The 18,521-nt window shown below is 72.1% G+C and carries 10 protein-coding genes; 2 read left to right on the forward strand and 8 right to left on the reverse strand.

Annotated features, from left to right (window positions below; translation table 11 throughout):
• Positions 1-31: 31 nt before the first annotated feature.
• The 6 genes from ACFXKG_RS35440 to ACFXKG_RS35465 all read right to left on the reverse strand — a co-directional run bounded on the left by ACFXKG_RS35440 (position 32) and on the right by ACFXKG_RS35465 (position 11,098).
• On the reverse strand, positions 32-820 hold the full coding sequence (locus ACFXKG_RS35440) for a Tat pathway signal sequence domain protein (protein ID WP_384847986.1): 789 nt from the start codon (positions 818-820) through the stop codon (positions 32-34).
• Positions 821-855: 35 nt separating this feature from the next.
• On the reverse strand, positions 856-2,562 hold the full coding sequence (locus ACFXKG_RS35445) for a glycosyl hydrolase family 28-related protein (RefSeq protein WP_384847820.1): 1,707 nt from the start codon (positions 2,560-2,562) through the stop codon (positions 856-858).
• A 318-nt stretch (positions 2,563-2,880) separates the two neighbouring features.
• Positions 2,881-5,175, reverse strand: coding sequence for a 1,4-alpha-glucan branching enzyme (glgB, locus tag ACFXKG_RS35450; RefSeq protein WP_384847989.1), 2,295 nt, complete (start codon positions 5,173-5,175; stop codon positions 2,881-2,883).
• Between the two features lie 255 nt (positions 5,176-5,430).
• Entirely contained in the window at positions 5,431-7,056 is a 1,626-nt protein-coding gene (locus ACFXKG_RS35455; RefSeq protein WP_384847823.1) for a phosphotransferase, read from the reverse strand.
• A gap of 311 nt (positions 7,057-7,367) precedes the next feature.
• Positions 7,368-9,101, reverse strand: coding sequence for a maltose alpha-D-glucosyltransferase (treS, locus tag ACFXKG_RS35460; RefSeq protein WP_384847826.1), 1,734 nt, complete (start codon positions 9,099-9,101; stop codon positions 7,368-7,370).
• Positions 9,098-11,098, reverse strand: coding sequence for an alpha-1,4-glucan--maltose-1-phosphate maltosyltransferase (locus tag ACFXKG_RS35465; protein WP_384847992.1), 2,001 nt, complete (start codon positions 11,096-11,098; stop codon positions 9,098-9,100). Before ACFXKG_RS35465 ends, treS begins: the two co-directional genes overlap by 4 nt.
• Positions 11,099-11,717: 619 nt before the next feature.
• On the opposite strand from ACFXKG_RS35465, the gene glgP reads away from it, so the two are divergent.
• Positions 11,718-14,471, forward strand: a complete 2,754-nt coding sequence (gene glgP, locus ACFXKG_RS35470) for an alpha-glucan family phosphorylase (protein WP_384847829.1) — start codon at positions 11,718-11,720, stop codon at positions 14,469-14,471.
• A gap of 71 nt (positions 14,472-14,542) precedes the next feature.
• Here the strand turns inward: glgP and ACFXKG_RS35475 are convergent, their stop codons facing one another.
• Positions 14,543-15,505, reverse strand: a complete 963-nt coding sequence (locus ACFXKG_RS35475) for a serine/threonine dehydratase (protein WP_384847832.1) — start codon at positions 15,503-15,505, stop codon at positions 14,543-14,545.
• A gap of 113 nt (positions 15,506-15,618) precedes the next feature.
• Here ACFXKG_RS35475 and ACFXKG_RS35480 point away from each other — a divergent pair, with 113 nt between their 5' ends.
• Complete coding sequence (locus tag ACFXKG_RS35480) at positions 15,619-16,260, forward strand: TetR/AcrR family transcriptional regulator (RefSeq protein ID WP_384847835.1); 642 nt, start codon at positions 15,619-15,621, stop codon at positions 16,258-16,260.
• 80 nt (positions 16,261-16,340) lie between these two features.
• Here the strand turns inward: ACFXKG_RS35480 and ACFXKG_RS35485 are convergent, their stop codons facing one another.
• Entirely contained in the window at positions 16,341-18,371 is a 2,031-nt protein-coding gene (locus ACFXKG_RS35485) for a M4 family metallopeptidase (RefSeq protein WP_384847838.1), read from the reverse strand.
• Positions 18,372-18,521 lie beyond the last annotated feature (150 nt).

Genomic DNA, 18,521 nt, shown 5'->3' on the forward strand with positions numbered 1-18,521 from the left:
CCCCGGACCCCCGGGGCGGCCGCCGCCGTTCTCACACCAGCTGATAGCCGCGCATGTTCGTCAGCAGCATGTGGCAGTCCCGCAGCGAGTCCGACGTGTCGCCGAGCGAGCGGTAGATGCCCCACTTGGGCCGGACCCGGTCGGCGAGGAAGGTGTCGACGCCGGTCTTCTGCGCGTCGATCACTGTGCTGCCGCCCTTGCGGAGGATCCACCGCACGGTGCCGCTCGTACCGTTGCCGATCTTGAGCTGGAAGTCCACGTCGACCCATGAGTCGTGCAGGGGCGTGAGGGCGGTGCGGCCGACGAGGATGTCCTGCTCGAAGATCTTCAGCTCGATGGTCTGCGCGCCGTCGACCCGCCGCAGCGACTGCACGACGATCGGCGCGGACCCGGTGCCGGGCTGCTTCATCTGCATGATGTGGGTGAAGGTGGTGGTCGCCCGCAGGGTGCTCGGGATGTACATCGAGTACGTCACCCGCCAGCTCTCGCCCTGCTTCCACTGGAGGTACGAGCCGCCGGCCGGGCTGCGCATCCCGGTGACCTCGTGGCGCTGCCGGTCGGTGGAGGTGTCCCGGTCGACCATGTGCATGTTGAAGCGGTAGTTGTCACCCTCGGCGAAGATGTGCGGAGAGGCGGAGGTGTGGGAGTCCGCGCGGTCGTCCTCGATCGACTCGAAGGCGGCCAGCTTGTCGGTACGCGCCGAGGGCGCCCAGCGCTGCTGCCAGGAGGCCGCGGCGGCCGGACCGGCGAGCTGCGGCAGCCCGGCGGCGACGGCGCCGCCGATTGCCGCGCCCAGCAGCGTGCGCCGTGACGGGGCCAAGGACCGGTGACCCGGAACGGGGCGTGGGGAGTGTGTCATCGCGATTCACCTTGTCGTCTCGTCGGCAGGCCGTGGCTGAGGCGGCGCTGGGCGGTGTGCAGGTTGCGCGGGGTGACGGCGGGGGTCCCGTAGGCGTCGAGGCGCGCGTGCAGGGGCCCCTGGAAGTCGGGCTTGTCGATCTGGCCGAACGGGGTGACCTCGGAGATCCCCACGGTGGCGCTGTACGGGGCCACGTCGTCGATCCGTACGCACCCCGCCCGGCCGTTGGTGACGGTCACGTTCCAGTGCGTGAAGCGCGCGCCGTACAGGGGACCGGCGTTGGCGTCGCCGCCGTGCTTCCCGTCGTTGTGCAGGGTGATCTCGGTGCGTACGTTGGCGAACGGCAGGCCCCGGTGGGTGTCGAAGGTGCCGGTGGTCATGCGGCCGCGCGACCAGACGTTGTAACTCGACAGGCCCTCGACGTTGATGCCGTGCACCTGCGTCCCGGCGGGCGGTGGAACGGCGGGCCGCTCGACGGAGAAGTCCTCGACCAGGTTGTCGTGGGAGCCCTCGCGGCACGCGTACGGGTGGTGGCTGCCCCGCCCGGAGACGCGGGTCCGGCGCAGGGTGACGGCCTTGGCCGCGACGAAGAGGAAGCCGTTGTCGGCGTTGACGACATGGACGTCGTCGGCCCAGCAGTCCCAGGCGCACTGCATGGCCAGGCCGTTGTACCCGGTGTCGAGGAGATGCGGGGACTGCGTCGTCTCCCGCATCTCGATGGTGAGGCCCTCGACCCCGGACCCGGTGACGGGCGCGACCAGGGTGGTGAACCGCGGGGCCCACTCCGGGCGCGCGTCCAGCGGCAGCGGCCGGTCGAGGGTGACCCGGCGGCCCCGCACGGCGGTGATCCGCACCGGCCACTCGTACGGGGCGTAGCTCAGCAGCTTGGTCTTGTCGGACCAGTCGTACGCGGCGGTGCCCTCGACGTCGCCGCACATGTGGGCGAGCAGGCCGTGCCCGGCGTCGTCCGAGAGCTGGAGCAGCACGCGGTCGCCGGGGCGCAGCGCGGCCGGGGCGTCCACGGTGACGGTGAGGTCGCCCCGGCGGGCGGGCGAGGTGACGCGGGCGAGGGTGCGCCACTGGTCGCGCCGGTTGCCCGTCCATCCCTCGAACGGCCACTCCCGGGCCCTGATCGCCCCGGTCAGCGCCCGGAGCCGGTCGCGGGGGCAGACCCACACCAGCCCGCCGGCCCAGGACCAGGAGGACTTGTCGCCGCCGTACCGGCTGCCGTAGGGGCCGATGATGTCGGTGAGTGAGCGGGTGGCGTACAGCGTGGTGGCACCGCTGCCCGCGCCGCGCAGGGTGACGTTGCTGTGGCCGATGCGGATGATGTCGTCGATCCGGTACCGGCCGGGCGGGAGCCGGACCGTGCCGCCGCCGCGCTCGCCGGTCTCGGCGATGGCCCGGTTGATCGCGGGCGCGGCGTCGGCGGAACCGTCGGGACGGGCCCCGTACCGCACCACGTCGGCGCGGACCGGGCGGCGCGGGAAGGCGGTGGAGCCGCCGGCGAAGCCGGCCCGGCCGATGAACGGGATCTGAGGATGTGTACGGGGTGAGGCCCGGAACTCGTCCCAGAGGGAGGCGCCGGGGCGGTGTCCGGGGGCGGTGTCCGGAGCGCGTTCGCCGTGCGCCATACCGGTGAGGGCGACCGAGGTCGCGGTGGCTGTGGTGGCCTGGAGCAGACTTCTTCGGCTGATCACCATGCATGCGCCTTTCGGGGCAGCTTTCATGTATATGAATGGCGTTCAGATGTGCATCCCTGGGGGAGAGTGCCACGGGCCCGCGAAGCAGGGAAGAGGTCGCCCGCAAGATTTTCCCGGGCGAAGGCGCGGCGGGGCGCGGGCGGGCCACGGGCGGAGATCACCCCGATCACCCCGATCGCCCCGATCGACCGGGCCGCCGGAACGCGGCGGTGTCCCCGGGCGCACCGAAGCCCCGCCGGCGAGCGGATCCGGCGGGGCCAGGCACAACTGATGGTACGTCAGATGAGGTAGGTCAGGTCATCACACGGGGCCGGGGTGTCACACCGGCCGCAGCCAGACGGTGGCCAGCGGCGGCAGCGTGAGCTGGATGCTCGTCGGCCTGCCGTGCGCGGCCACCGACTCCGGCTTCAGCGGCTCCGGGTTGCGGATGTCGCCGCCGCCGTACCGCGCCTCGTCGGTGTTGAGGACCTCCGTCCAGGCCGTGAACTCCTCGGGCACCCCCAGCCGGTACTGGTGGCGCACCACCGGCGAGAAGTGCGAGACCGCCAGCAGCGGCGAGCCCTGGGCGTCGAAGCGCAGGAAGGCGAAGACGTTGTCCTCGCCCGCGTCGCCGTCCACCCAGGCGAACCCCTCCGGCACGGTGTCCCGCTGCCAGAGCGCCGGCGTCGCGCCGTACACCGTGTTGAGTTCCCGGACCAGGTCGCGCACGCCCCGGTGGTCGGGCTCGGCCTCGTACGACGGGTCCAGCAGCCACCAGTCCGGGCCGTGGCCCTCCGACCACTCCGCGCCCTGCGCGAACTCCTGTCCCATGAACAGGAGTTGCTTGCCCGGATGGGCCCACATGAAGCCGAGGTACGCCCGCTCGTTCGCACGCTGCTGCCACCAGTCGCCGGGCATCTTCGCGACCAGCGCGCCCTTGCCGTGCACGACCTCGTCGTGCGAGATCGGCAGGACGTAGTTCTCGCTGTACGCGTACACCATGGAGAAGGTCATCTCCCCGTGGTGGTACTTGCGGTGCACCGGCTCCTTCGAGACGTAGTCCAGCGAGTCGTGCATCCACCCCATGTTCCACTTCAGCCCGAAGCCCAGCCCGCCGAGCCCGTCGGGGCCCACCTGGTGGGTGGCGCGGGTGACACCGTTCCAGGCGGTGGACTCCTCGGCGATCGTCACGACGCCGGGACAGCGGCGGTAGACCGTCGCGTTCATCTCCTGAAGGAACGCCACCGCGTCCAGGTTCTCCCGCCCGCCGTGCTCGTTGGGGGACCACTGGCCCTCCTCGCGCGAGTAGTCGAGGTAGAGCATCGAGGCGACCGCGTCCACGCGCAGCCCGTCGATGTGGAACTCCTCGCACCAGTAGACGGCGTTGGCGACCAGGAAGTTACGGACCTCCGTGCGCCCGTAGTCGAACTCCAGCGTCCCCCAGTCCGGGTGCTCGGCCCGCTGCGGATCCGCGTGCTCGTACAGCGGCCGGCCGTCGAAGCACGCCAGCGCCCACTCGTCCTTCGGGAAGTGGGCGGGCACCCAGTCGACGAGCACCCCGATGCCCGCCCGGTGCAGGGCGTCCACCAGGTACCGGAAGTCGTCGGGCGTCCCCATGCGGGACGTCGGCGCGTAGAACCCGGTGACCTGATACCCCCACGAACCCCCGAAGGGATGCTCGGCCACCGGCATCAGCTCGACGTGCGTGAAGCCCAGGTCCTTGACGTACGCGGGGAGTTGAGCCGCGAGCTGACGATACGTCAGGCCAGGTCGCCAGGAGGCGAGATGCACCTCGTAGACGGAGAACGGCGCCTCGTGCACCGGACGTTCACCGCGCCGCGCCAGCCACGCGGCGTCCCGCCACACATGGTGGGACTCCGTGACGATCGAGGCCGTCGCGGGCGGCACCTCCGTACGCCGGGCCATCGGGTCGGCGCGCAGGGTGTGCGAGCCGTCGGGGCGGGCGATGTCGAACTTGTAGAGCGCGCCCTCGCCGATCCCCGGCACGAACAGCTCCCACACCCCCGAGGAGCCGAGCGAGCGCATGGGCAGACTCGTACCGTCCCAGTAGTTGAAGTCACCGGCGATCCGCACCCCGCGCGCGTTCGGCGCCCAGAGGGTGAACCGGGTCCCGGTCACCCCCTGGTGGGTCATCGTCCGGGCGCCGAGCGCCTTCCACAGCTCCTCGTGGCGGCCCTCGCGGATCAGGTGCAGATCGAGATCCCCGAGCGCGGGCAGGAAGCGGTACGGGTCCCCCACCTCCAGCTCGTCCGGCTCGGCCGCGGAGTCACCGCCGCCGTCGGCGTCGGCGCTCTCGCCGTACCGGACGAGCAGCGTGTACGCGGGCACCGTGCGCAGCGGCAGGACGCCGGAGAAGAAGCCGTCCCCGTCGTCTCTCAGCTCCGCCCGCAGATCCGTGGCGCATACGGTGACGGCGCGCGCGTACGGCCGCAGCACCCGGATCGCCACCCCGTCCGGCACGGGGTGCGCCCCCAGCAGCCCGTGCGGATCGTGGTGGGTCCCGCTGAGCAGCCGGTCCCGGTCGCCCGCGTCCAGCGGCGGCGCGACCCGCACCCGGGGCGCGGCCGTCGCGGGAGCCGCGGCGGGTGCGGGTGCCGTCGCGGGGGCCGGGATCGGGACGGCGACGGCCGGTGACGCGGCCTTCGGTTTCGTCTTCGGTGTGGTCTTCGGCTTCGGCTTCGGCTTCGACGCGGACTTCGATGTGGACTTCGACGCGGGCTTGGGAGTCCGGTCCGACGAACGGTCGGACGGCGTGCGGGCGGTCACGGGGGCTGCCTCCTCGAAGGGGCTTCGTTGTCGAACAGAGGGGGAAACAGGGAGGAGAGGAACGGGGGAGGAGCGAGGACCGCGACGGGCGGGCGGCGCGGGTCAGGTGCCCGCGGCGAGCCGGCGGATCGCCGCCATCGGGACCGGGAGCCAGTCGGGGCGGTGCCGCGCCTCGTACAGGACCTCGTACACCGCCTTGTCCGTCTCGTACGCGCGCAGCAGCTCGGGCTCCGCGCGCGGATCGGTGCCCGAAGCGGCGGCGTACCCCTCGCAGTACGCCGCGCGGCAGCGCGCCGCCCAGTCGGGGCGCCACGGCTCGTGCTGGCGCGCCGCGTAGTCGAAGGACCTGAGCATGCCCGCGACATCGCGGACCGGCGGCTGCGGCCGGCGCCGTTCGGCGAGCGGCCTGGCGGGTTCGCCCTCGAAGTCGATGACCGACCAGCGGCCGTCCGGGGTCCGCAGGGCCTGGCCGAGATGGAGGTCGCCGTGCACCCGTTGCGCGGGCCGGCCGCGCCCCGCCCCGGCCGGCCCGGCGAGCGCGTCGAACGCGGTGCGCAGCCCGGGGACGTACGGCAGCAGTGCGGGCACCGCGCGCGCCGCCGCCTCCAGCCGTTCGGTCATCCCCTCGGCGAGGTGCGCGGTCTGCCGGCGGCCCAGCGTCACCGTCGGCAGCGCCGCGGCGAGCGCGGTGTGCACCTCGGCGGTGGCCCGGCCCAGCGCCCGCGCCTCCGCGGTGAACTCCCGGTCCTCGGCGAGCGCCGCCAGCGCCAGGCGCCAGCCGTCCAGGGAGTCGCGCAGATACGGCTGGAGCACGCCGAGCGTCAGGGTCTCGCCGCCGCCCGGCCGGCCGCCGCCCGACGGGTCGGCCGCCTCGATCCAGCCGACCGGCGCGGGCACCCGCTCGCACCCCTCGGCGTCCAGGGCGAGCGGCAGTTCCAGATCCGGATGGGGGCCGGGGAAGACCCGGCGCAGGATCTTCAGGATGTACGCGTCCGAGCCGCCGGCCGGGCCACCGTCCACGGCGGTCCCGTCCGCCCCGCTCCTGTCCGCCCCGGTCCCGTACACCAGCGACGAGTTGGACTGTTCGGCGTCGAGCAGCCGGCCCGTGAGCCCCGCCGGGACGGGCGCCGCGCGGCAGAACCGCAGCGGCCCGCGCGCGCCCGGGGCGCGCAGCCGCTCCAGCAGCAGGTCGGCGACGCGCGGGTCGTGGAGGCCCTCGTAGACGGTGCGGCCGGCCAGCGGCCCCTGCTCCACCTGGCCGATCGCGGCGGCGGCGAGGGAGGCGGGCAGCGAGTGCCGCACGCCGAGGAGGAGCTGGTAGCAGTCCTGGTACCGGCCGGCCGCCGGGGCCGGGCTCGCGGCGCCGTGCTGCTCCACCCGTACGAGCAGATGGAGCAGCCCGGGACCGCCGGCGCCCAGCGCCCGCAGCTCCGTGACGGCGACCGGGACGAAGCCGGTGACCGGCCGGCCCTTGCCCGCGAACCAGCGCTGGCGGGGCAGCCATTCCCGGAGGAGCGGCGCGAGCGAGCCGACCAGGGTGCGTGCCTCGGCGTCGGAGAGAGCGGGAGTGGATGCCTGGGCCCCGGACGGCGGGGACAGGGCACTCCTGAGTCGGGGGACGCCGTGGTCGGGGCGGGCGTCCTGCGCCGGGGAGGTGACGGGGTCCTGCGGAGGGTGGCTTCGGTCAGCGAGACCCGGAGTAATCCGGGCGGATGCCGCCTTCGACATGGCATCGCGTCCTTTCCCCGGGCACACCACAGGATGCGCAGAGTGTCCCGGATTGCGGCAATGGCTGTCCGGCTGTGCGGGACGTGTCGGGTGAGGATGATCCGTACGGATCGATTCCGTACGAACTCGATACGAATTTGATCGAATCGATCGAACTGGATGTGGAGGAGAGTGCCCCGTGCGGGGCGGTGGAAACCGCCCCGCACCACGACACGCGTTAACACCGTGTCACAAGGGCCCTCCGGGCACGGGGGAGTGCGCGGCGCACGCCCGGGATGCCCTGCGCCTCACACCCAGGAGGGATACGCGGCTCACGCCGGCGGCGCGGCGGCGACGTCCTTCCGCAGCCTGAACCAGTAGAAGCCGTGACCCGCCAGGGTCAGCAGATACGGCCATTCGCCGATCGCGGGGAACCGCACCCCGCCGATCAGCTCCACCGGGTGCCGGCCGCTGAACGTCTTCAGGTCCAGCTCCGTCGGCTGTGCGAAACGCGAGAAGTTGTGGACGCACAGCACCAGGTCGTCGCCCTCGCCCTCCTGGGAGGGCGCCTCGCGCAGGAAGGCCAGCACCGCCGGGTTCGACGACGGCAGCTCCGTGTACGAGCCGAGCCCGAAGGCCGGATTCTGCTTCCGGATCTCGATCATCCGCCGGGTCCAGTGCAGCAGCGAGGACGGCGACGCCATCGCCGCCTCCACGTTGGTGACCTGATAGCCGTAGACCGGGTCCATGATCGTCGGCAGATAGAGCCGCCCGGGGTCGCTGGACGAGAAGCCCGCGTTCCGGTCCGGGGTCCACTGCATCGGCGTCCGTACGGCGTCCCGGTCGCCCAGCCAGATGTTGTCGCCCATCCCGATCTCGTCCCCGTAATAGAGGATCGGGGAGCCGGGCAGCGACAGCAGCAGCGCCGTGAACAGCTCGATCTGGTTGCGGTCGTTGTCCAGCAGCGGGGCGAGCCGGCGCCGGATGCCGATGTTGGCGCGCATCCGCGGATCCTTGGCGTACTCCGCGTACATGTAGTCGCGCTCTTCGTCCGTGACCATTTCGAGGGTCAGCTCGTCATGGTTGCGCAGGAAGATGCCCCACTGGCAGCTGCTCGGGATCGCCGGGGTCTTCGCCAGGATTTCCGAGACCGGGTAGCGGGACTCGCGCCGTACGGCCATGAAGATCCGCGGCATCACGGGGAAGTGGAACGCCATGTGGCATTCGTCGCCCCCCTTCGCGTAGTCGCCGAAGTAGTCGACGACGTCCTCCGGCCACTGGTTGGCCTCGGCGAGGATCACGGTGTCGGGGTAGTTCGCGTCGATCTCCGCCCGTACCCGCTTCAGGAACTCGTGGGTGGCCGGCAGGTTCTCGCAGTTGGTGTTCTCCTCCTGGTACAGGTACGGCACGGCGTCGAGCCGGAAGCCGTCGATGCCCAGGTCCAGCCAGAAGCGCAGCGCGGAGACGATCTCCTCCTGCACCTTCGGGTTCTCGTAGTTGAGATCGGGCTGGTGGGAGAAGAAGCGGTGCCAGTAGTACTGCTTGCGTACCGGGTCGAAGGTCCAGTTCGACGTCTCCGTGTCGACGAAGATGATCCGCGCGTCCTGGAACGCCTTGTCGTCGTCGGCCCAGACGTAGTAGTCGCCGTACGGACCCTCGGGGTCCTTGCGGGACTCCTGGAACCAGTCGTGCTGATCGCTCGTGTGGTTCATGACGAAGTCGATGATCACGCGCATGCCGCGCTGGTGCGCGGCGTCGACGAACTCCACGAAGTCGGCGAGGTCGCCGAACTCGGGGAGGACCGCCGTGTAGTCCGAGACGTCGTAGCCGCCGTCGCGCAGCGGCGACTTGAAGAACGGCGGCAGCCAGAGGCAGTCGACCCCGAGCCATTGCAGATAGTCCAGCTTGGCGGTGATGCCCTTGAGATCACCGATGCCGTCGCCGTTGCTGTCCTGGAACGAACGCACCAGGACCTCGTAGAAGACGGCGCGCTTGAACCAGTCGGGATCGCGGTCCTTGGCCGGGGTGTCCTCGAACGTGTCGTGGACGGGCTCATTGACGATCATGATGTGGGTGACCCTCCGATCGGCGGGGACGGTCGCAGCACCACGATGTGCGCGGGCGTGACGCCCGGCTCCAGGCGCACATAGAAGGAGCTGCCCCAGTGATAGGTCTCGCCGGTGAGCTCGTCGCGCACCGGCACGGTCTCGTGACCCTCCATCGATGCGAGGCCGAGCCGTGCCCTGTCCAACGAGACCGTCGCCTCCTGGGTGTGGTGGGGGTCGAGGTTGACGACCACCAGAACGATGTCCGTGCCCGACCTCTTGCTGTACGCGATGACCGCGTCGTTGTCGGCGTGGTGGAAGTGGATGTCGCGGAGCTGCTGGAGGGCGGGGTGGCGCCGTCTGATCCGGTTGAGTGAGGTGATCAGCGGTGCGATCGTCCGGCCCTCGCGCTCGGCCGCCTCCCAGTCACGGGGCCTGAGCTGGTACTTCTCCGAGTCGAGGTACTCCTCGCCGCCCGGCTTGAGCGGTGTGTTCTCGCAGAGTTCGTACCCCGCGTACACCCCCCAGGCGGGCGCCATCGTCGCCGCGAGCACCGCCCGCGCCTCGAAGGCGGGGCGGCCGCCGTCCTGGAGGTAGGCGTGCAGGATGTCCGGTGTGTTGACGAAGAAGTTGGGCCGCATGGACCAGGCCGACTCACCCGACAGCTCCGTCAGGTACTCCGTCAGCTCCTGCTTGCTGTTACGCCACGTGAAGTACGTGTACGACTGCTGGAAGCCGACCGCGCCGAGCGTCCGCATCATGGCGGGCCGGGTGAACGCCTCCGCCAGGAAGATGACGTCCGGGTCCGTGCGGTTGATGTTCGCGATGACCTTCTCCCAGAAGAGCACCGGCTTCGTGTGCGGATTGTCGACGCGGAAGATGCGGACGCCGTGCGCCATCCAGTACCGCAGGACACGGGTGGTCTCCCGGACCAGTCCGCGCAGATCGCTGTCGAAGGCGATCGGATAGATGTCCTGGTACTTCTTCGGCGGGTTCTCCGCGTACGCGACGGAGCCGTCCGCGCGGTGGTGGAACCACTCCGGGTGCTTCTCGACCCACGGGTGGTCCGGCGAGCACTGGAGCGCGAAGTCGAGCGCGATCTCCATCCGCAGGGTGCGGGCCGTCTCCACGAAGTGGTCGAAGTCCTCGATCGTCCCCAGGGCCGGGTGGATCTCGTCGTGGCCGCCCTCGGCCGAGCCGATCGCCCACGGCACCCCGACATCCTCGGGGCCGGGCGTGAGGCTGTTGTTGGGGCCCTTGCGGAACGTGGTGCCGATGGGGTGGATCGGCGGCAGGTAGACGACGTCGAACCCCATCGCGGCCACGGCGGGCAGCCGCTCGGCCGCCGTCCGGAAGGTGCCGCTCACCGGCGGCTCGCCCTGCCGGACGACCGCGCCCTCGGAGCGCGGGAACAGCTCGTACCACGATCCGTACAGCGCGCGCCGGCGCTCGACGAGCAGCGGCACCGGGCGTGCGGCGCTGACCAGTTCGCGCAGCGGATGGCGGTCGAGGGCCGCGGTGGCCTCGGGGGCGAGCGCGGCGGCCAGCCGGGCGGCGGCGGGCAGCGCGGTGTCCCGCAGGGTGTCGGCGGCGGCGAGCACCGCCTCCCGGCCGTCGCGCTTGGGCACCCCGGCGGCGGCGCGCTCGTACAGCTCGGCGCCCTCCGCGAGGACGAGGGGAATGTCGGTGGCACCGGCCGGGATCTTGATGCCGGCGGCATGGCGCCAGGTCGCGACGGGGTCGCTCCACGCCTCGACCGTATACGTCCACCGGCCTTCCCCGGTGGGGGTGACCTCCGCGCCCCACCGGTCGGTGCCCGGGGCGAGTTCACACATCGGGGTCCACGGGCCGGGGCGTCCGCCCGGGTCCACGAGAACGACATTGGCGGCGACGGCGTCATGGCCTTCGCGGAAGACGGTCGCGGTGACCTGGAAGGATTCACCGACCACCGCCTTCGCGGGGCGTCTTCCACAGTCGACGAGCGGGCGTACGTCCAGGACGGGAATGCGTCCGATCAGCGGTTTCACTGGATCACCTGAGGGCTGTGCGGGCTTGACAGGCAGGGCGGGTGAAGCGGGTATCGCGAGTGGAGCGGCTGCAGTGCCGTGACGAGACAAGGTGTGCGAGCTTTGTGTGGTTTTAATGCTCTTTGTAGCTGCTCTGTGGGCGACTGCGAGGCTGCGAGCATGGCCGCTCCTGTCCGCGTTCACTCGAATAGCGCTGGAAATCGGGACGAGACGCGCTCGTGTGCGGTAGGTACCGCTGGAGCCTTCCCACTCGTTTCGGGGCGGTAATCCAGCGGTGTGTTAACTCCTCCTACTCCGGCCGGATCGGGTCATGCATGCCGTGAGGGGGTGGGTTTCGGCCGATAAGGACGGTGCCGCGTGTCGCGGCGCCGGACCGCTCCGGTGTCCCGGCGCCGATGTCCCCACCACGTCCCGGATATCACCGACGGGACAACCGGGGAAACCACGGGGGAGGGAGCGAATGGAGTGCATTCGCGGCCACGTGTGCGCCGTGGTCCCGCGCGGCGGGGTAGGGCTACCTTCGAGGAGAGGCGGACGCACCCTGCGGTGTGTCCGCTGCGGCTCTTCTGCCGTCCGGCTGTCCGACCCCCCGGTTGCGAAGGTGGAACACGTGAAGGCAATCCGTCGGTTCACCGTCCGCCCCGTCCTGCCAGAACCGCTCCAACCCCTCAGCGACCTCGCCCGCAATCTGCGCTGGTCATGGCAGACCGAGACCCGTGAACTCTTCGAGTCCGTCGACCCCGCCGGGTGGCGCGCGGCGGGCGCCGACCCCGTACGGATGCTGGGCGGCGTCTCCGCCGCCCGCCTCGCGGAGCTGGCGGCCGACCGTGCTTTCCTCGACCGGCTCACCGCCGCCGCCGCCGATCTCGACACCTATCTGCGCGGTCCCCGCTGGTACCAGGAGCGTGCCGTCGACGTGGGGGAGACCGGTGGGGAAGGGGGCGTACGCGGGAGCGCGGGCGGGGCCGCGGAACTGCCCGCCGCCATTGGCTACTTCTCGCCGGAGTTTGGGGTCACGGCCGCGCTGCCGCAGTACTCGGGCGGCCTCGGCATCCTCGCCGGCGACCACCTCAAGGCCGCCAGCGATCTCGGCGTACCGCTCATCGGCGTCGGACTGCTCTACCGGCACGGCTACTTCCGCCAGTCGCTCTCGCGGGACGGCTGGCAGCAGGAGCAGTACCCGGTCCTCGACCCCAACGAGCTGCCGCTGACCCTGCTGCGCGAGGCGGACGGCACCGCCGCGCGGGTCGCCCTCGCCCTGCCGGGCCACCGCACCCTGCGCGCCTGCGTCTGGCAGGCCCAGGTCGGCCGCGTCCCGCTGCTGCTGCTCGACTCGGACGTCGAGGAGAACGGCCCCGGCGAACGCGAGGTCACCGACCGGCTCTACGGCGGCGGCAGCGAGCACCGCCTCCTCCAGGAGATGCTGCTCGGCATCGGCGGCGTCCGCGCGCTCCGTACGTACTGCCGGCTCACCGGCCACCCCGCGCCCGAGGTGTTCCACACCAACGAGGGGCACGCCGGCTTCCTCGGCCTGGAACGCATCCGCGAACTCGTCAGCACCCCCGCCGAGGCCCTGTCCGGCACGGGAGCCCCCGGATCCGGTACGGGCATGGGGTTCGAGGCCGCGCTGGAGGCGGTCCGCGCCGGCACGGTCTTCACCACGCACACCCCCGTCCCGGCCGGCATCGACCGCTTCGACCGCGACCTGATCGCCCGCCACTTCGGCGACGACGGCGAACTGCCCGGCGTACCCGTGGAACGGGTCCTCGGCCTCGGCATGGAGAGCTACCCCGGCGGCGAGCCGCACCTCTTCAACATGGCGGTCATGGGGCTGCGGCTCGCCCAGCGCGCCAACGGCGTCTCCACCCTGCACGGCGCCGTCAGCCGGGAGATGTTCGCCGGGCTCTGGCCGGGCTTCGACCCGGCGGAGGTGCCCATCACCTCCGTGACCAACGGGGTGCACGCACCGACCTGGACCGCCCCCGAGGTGACCCGCCTCGGCACCCGGCGGGACGGCGCCGACCACCCCGCCCCCGCGGATCTCCCCGGGGCGGCGGACCACCCCGCCCCCGCGGATCTCCCCGACTTCGCCGGGACCTCGGACGCCGACCTCTGGGACGTACGCCGCGCGCTGCGCGCCCGGCTCGTCGCCGAGGTACGCGAACGGCTCCGCGCCTCCTGGCGGCTGCGCGGCGCCGAGGACGCCGAACTGGGCTGGATCGACGGCGTCCTCGACCCGGACGTCCTGACCATCGGCTTCGCCCGCCGCGTCCCCTCGTACAAACGCCTCACGCTCATGCTGCGCGACCGGGACCGCCTCACGGAGTTGCTGCTCCACCCCGAGCGGCCGGTCCAGATCGTCGTCGCCGGGAAGGCGCATCCGGCGGACGACGGCGGGAAGCGGCTGGTGCGCGAACTGGTGCGGTTCTCCGACGACCCGCGCGTACGGCACCGCATCGTCTTCCTGCCCGACTACGGCATGGGCATGGCGCAGAAGCTCTACCCCGGCTGCGACGTGTGGCTCAACAACCCGCTGCGCCCGCTGGAGGCGTGCGGCACCAGCGGGATGAAGGCCGCGCTCAACGGCTGCCTCAACCTGTCGGTGCTGGACGGCTGGTGGGACGAATGGTTCGAGCCCGACTTCGGCTGGGCGATCCCCACCGCCGACACCGCGAGCGCCGACGAGAACCGCCGGGACGACCTGGAGGCGAACGCCCTCTACGAACTCATCGAGGACCGTGTCGCGCCACGCTTCTACGACCGGGGCGACAGCGGTGCCGGCGGACTGCCGGGCCGCTGGATCGAGATGGTCCGCCGCACCCTGGTCACCCTGGGGCCGAAGGTGCTCGCGGGACGCATGGTGCGGGAGTACGTGGAGCGGCTCTACGCCCCGGCCGCCCGCGCCCATCGCGCGCTCGACGGCGGTACGGCGGCGGAGCTGGCCGCCTGGAAGTACCGGACGCGCACGCTCTGGCCGTACGTCTCCGTCGACCACGTGGAGGCGGTGGCGGCCACCGGCGCCGGGGGCAGTGCCGAGCTGGGCTCCACGCTCACCCTCCGGGTGTGTGTCGGCCTCGGCGAACTGCGCCCGGACGACGTCGAGGTGCAGGCCGTCGCGGGCCGGGTCGGCACGGACGACGCGCTCGTGGACGCGCGGCCCTTCCCGCTCAAACCGGCGGGCGGCCCCGACCTGGAGGGCCGCTGGGTGTACGAGGGCCCGCTCGCCCTGGACCGTACCGGCCCCTACGGCTACACCGTCCGCGTCCTGCCCGCGCACCCGCTGCTGGCCACCAGCGCGGACCTCGGGCTGGTGGCCCTGCCGACGGAGGCGACCGGGGAGGGCGCGGGGGTGCTGATGCGCTGAGCCGCGCGCCGCCACGTCCCTGGGACACCGGGCCGGGACGCCGGTTCAGGACGCCGGTGCGGAAGTCCGGTTCAGGAGAGCGAGCCGGGGTCCGTGTTGGCGCCGCACAGCACCACGCACACCCGCTCCCCGGGGCCGGGCCGGTAGCCGTACCCTCCCTCCTCCGGGGCGTGGGTGAGCGCGGCCAGCGCCGTCGACGCCGCGTGCTCCACCGCGATCCGGTGGCCGTCCCACAGGGACTGCCGGGCCGCCGTGATCGCGGTGTCCGGGACGAGCACCGAACGCACCCCGTCCCGCCCGGCGGTGGACAGGGCCATCGCCGAGGCACGGGACGCGCCCAGGGAGTCGGCGGCGACCGAGTCGACCGGCACGTCCACCACGCGGCCCGCCTCCAGCGCCGCGTTCAGCGCCCGGCAGTTCTCGGGCTCGACCGCCACGACCCGTACGCCGTGGTGCAGCGCGGCGGTGGCGACGCCGGTGAACAGCCCGCCGCCGCCCACGGACACCACCACCGTGTCCAGCTCGGGAAGCCGGGCGTGGATCTCCTCCATCAGGGTGCCCGCGCCGGCCGCGATCAGCGGATGGTCGTACGCGTGCGAGGCGAGCGCGCCGCTCGTGGCGGCGAACTCCTCGCACGCCGCGAGCGCCTCGCCGTACGTGGCCCCGGTCAGCCGCACGTCGGCGCCGTACGACCGGAGCCGGCCGACCTTCACCGGCGGGGCCGACTCCGGCAGGAAGACCGTCGCCCGTACGCCCTGCTGCCGCGCCGCCCACGCGCAGGCGAGCCCGGCGTTGCCGCCCGAGGCGATGGTCACGCCCGCGGCCGGCAGGGTGCCGGAGGCGCGGTGGGCGCGGAGGAAGTTCTGCGCGCCGCGGGCCTTGAAGCTGCCGGTGTACTGGAGGTACTCCAGCGCCAGCCAGATCTCCGCACCGCCTTCGGACACCGGGTCCGCCGGGGCCAGGGCCACGGGGCGGACGTGCCCGGCGACGCGGTCCGCCGCCTGCTTGACGTCGTCGTAGGTGATTCCGGGCATGTGCTGGCTCCTGCCGGTGGGGCGCGAGGGTCCGATGGCCACCGGGGCTCCCGGAACGGGGGGCCGAGGGGACCGGTGGATGGTCCGATACGGTGTACCGTACGCTGGCTCCCATGCCCAGGCAATCCGCTTCCCTCGACGCCGCCACCCCGGAGCGCATCGCCGCCACCGCGCTGGCGATGATCGACACGGACGGCCCCGGCGCGCTGAGCTTCCGCACCCTCGCCGCCCGCCTCGGCGTCGCCCACGCCACCGTCCAGCGCCGCTGCGCCGACCTCGCCGGGCTGCTCGACCTCTGTGCGGACCATCTCGCCGGGGACCTCCCCGACATCCCGCCGGACACCGGCTGGGCCGAGGCGACCGAGACCCGCTTCCAGGCGCTGTACGCGACGCTGACCGCGCACCCCGGGCTGCTCGCGCTGCGTGGCAGCCGACCGTGGCTCGGCCCCCGGCTGCTGGGCAGGCTGGTGGAGCCGCAGCTCGCCGACAGCGTCGCCGCCGGGATGACACCGGGCGAGGCGATCGCCGCGTACCGCCGGATGTACCTGCTCACCCTCGGCAGCGCCACCTTCGTCGACCACCGCGACCCCCGGGGGAGTGTGGCGGCGACCCGTACGGCACTGGCGGCGCTGGACCCCGAGGAGTTCCCGGTGCTCACCGGACATCTCCCGGAGATCCTGTCCGCGGTCGTGGACCACGAGGTCTTCTACGGCGCGCTGCGCCAGCTCGTCCGCGCCGCCGACCCGGCGGCATGAAACCGCCCGGGGCGCAGAGGCACCCCGGGCGGCTTCCGTGGAACGACGGCTCAGACGGTGAGCTGTCGAAGGATGAACTTTCAGAAGGTGAGCTTGAAGCTGTTGAGCCGGCCCGTGTCCTGGGACGCGACATCCTGGACCTTCAGCGTCCAGGTGCCGTTCGCCACCTCGGACGAGGCGTTGACGTAGTACGTCTCGATCACGTCGTCCGCCGAGTCACCGCTGCTGGAGGCCTTCAGCCGGTACGAGGTACCGCTCGGCCCCACCAGGTCGACGACCAGGTCACCGCGCCAGGTGTGCGTGATGTTCACGTCGACCTGGAGGGTGGACGGGGCGTTGCCCGTGACGCCCGAGACGACGAGCGGCGAGGTGATCGCCGCGCCGTTGTCCGGGATGGCGATCGACGTCGTGGACTCGAACGCCTGGCCCGTGCCGCCGCCGCCCGGACGGGGGCCGACCGCGATGCCGGCCCACGCGTTCTGCACGGCCGTGTACTCGGCGCTGGTGGTGCCGTACAGCTCACCGGCGACCGCGAGCGTGCCGGTGCGGGCCGCCGCGTAGTTCGTCGTGGAGGTGAACTTCGTGGCGAGCGCCTTGAACCAGATCTGCTCGGCCTTCTCCCGGCCGATGCCGGTCACCGGCAGCCCGTCGGAGGTCGGGGAGTTGTACGAGACCCCGTTGACCGTCTTGGCGCCGCTGCCCTCGGAGAGCAGGTAGAAGAAGTGGTTCGCCGGGCCCGAGGAGTAGTGGACGTCGACGCCGCCGATGCCGGAGTACCAGTAGTCCTTGGAGGCGCCGTCCTTGCTCGGCTGGTCCATGTAACGGAGCGGCGTGCCGTTGCCGTTGATGTTGATCTTCTCGCCGACGAGGTAGTCGCCCGGGTCGTTCGGGTTGTCCGCGTAGAACTCGACGGCCGCGGCGAAGATGTCGGAGGTGGCCTCGTTGAGACCGCCGGACTCGCCGCTGTAGATCAGGCCGGCCGTGTTGGCCGTGACCCCGTGGGACATCTCGTGGGCGGCCACGTCGATGGAGGTCAGCGGCCGGGTGTTGCCCGAGCCGTCCCCGTACGTCATGCAGAAGCAGGAGTCCTGCCAGAAGGCGTTGACGTAGCCGCTGCTGTAGTGGACGCGGGAGTACGCGCCGACACCGTCACCGCGGATGCCGGTGCGGCCGTGCACGTTCTTGAAGTAGTCCCACGTCTCGGCCGCGCCGTACGCGGCGTCGGCGCCCGCCGTCTCCAGGTTGGCGGGCAGGCCGTTGCCCCACGTGTCGGTGGAGTTGGAGAAGAGCGTCCCGGTGCCCGACGTACCGCGGTTCAGGTTGTACGTACGGTGGTTGCCGCGGCCCCCGTCGGTGAGGTTGTACGTCGAGCCCGACGCGGTGGAGCCGAGGGTGACCTGGCCGCTGTACTGGGTGTTGCCCACGCCGTTCTTGACGGCCTGCCACTGGTACAGCTTCTTGCCGGTGGCCGCGTCGGTGACGACGTGCAGCTCGTTCGGGGTGCCGTCGTGCTGGAGGCCGCCGACGACCGTCTCGTAGGCGAGGGTGGGGGAACCCTGCGCCATCCAGACGACCTTGCGCGGCGCGCGCTCGGCCTCGGTCTTCTTCGAACCCTCCGCCACGGCGGCGCTCAGCGCCTGCTTCTCCGCGACCGGGGCCGCCACGTCGGCCTCGGTGCTGACGTTCGTGAGCGTGGACTTGGACGCCTTGCTCACGGACTGCGTGGTGCCCGCCTTCGTCTCGGCGACGACGAGGTCGCCGCCGAGGACCGGCAGCCCCTGGTAGGTGCGCTCGTACCGGGTGTGCGTGGTGCCGTCGACATCCTGGGTGACGTCGCGTACGACCAGCTTCTCCTGGGCGCCGAGGCCGAGTTCCCCGGCGGTCTCCGCCTTGGTCGCGTCGGCGTCGCGCAGCAGCGCGGCGCGCTGGGCGGGGGAGAGCGTGCGCGGCAGCGCACCCGGATCGGCCTTGCCCGCGACCGGTGCGGCGGGCGCGCCGTCCGGCTGCGCGACGGCGGTGCCGGCCTGGACGCCGACGGTGAGAAGGGCTGCTGCGGCGAGCAGTGCGCCGGTGGCCGTGGCGCGCCGACGGGGTCTGTGCGTGGGTCTCACGCGAACTCCTTCTGCGAGGGGGGACCGGGCGGCTCGGTGGGTCACCCGGACAGTGCACGCGGAGCTGGGTGGAGCGCGGTGGTGCGGAGAACGGGGGAAGAGTGGCAGCAGTGACGTACTCCTGTCAGGGGCGCGTCAAGAAGTTGGCCG

The organism is Streptomyces sp. NPDC059255, from assembly GCF_042752355.1.
GTDB lineage: Bacteria > Actinomycetota > Actinomycetes > Streptomycetales > Streptomycetaceae > Streptomyces.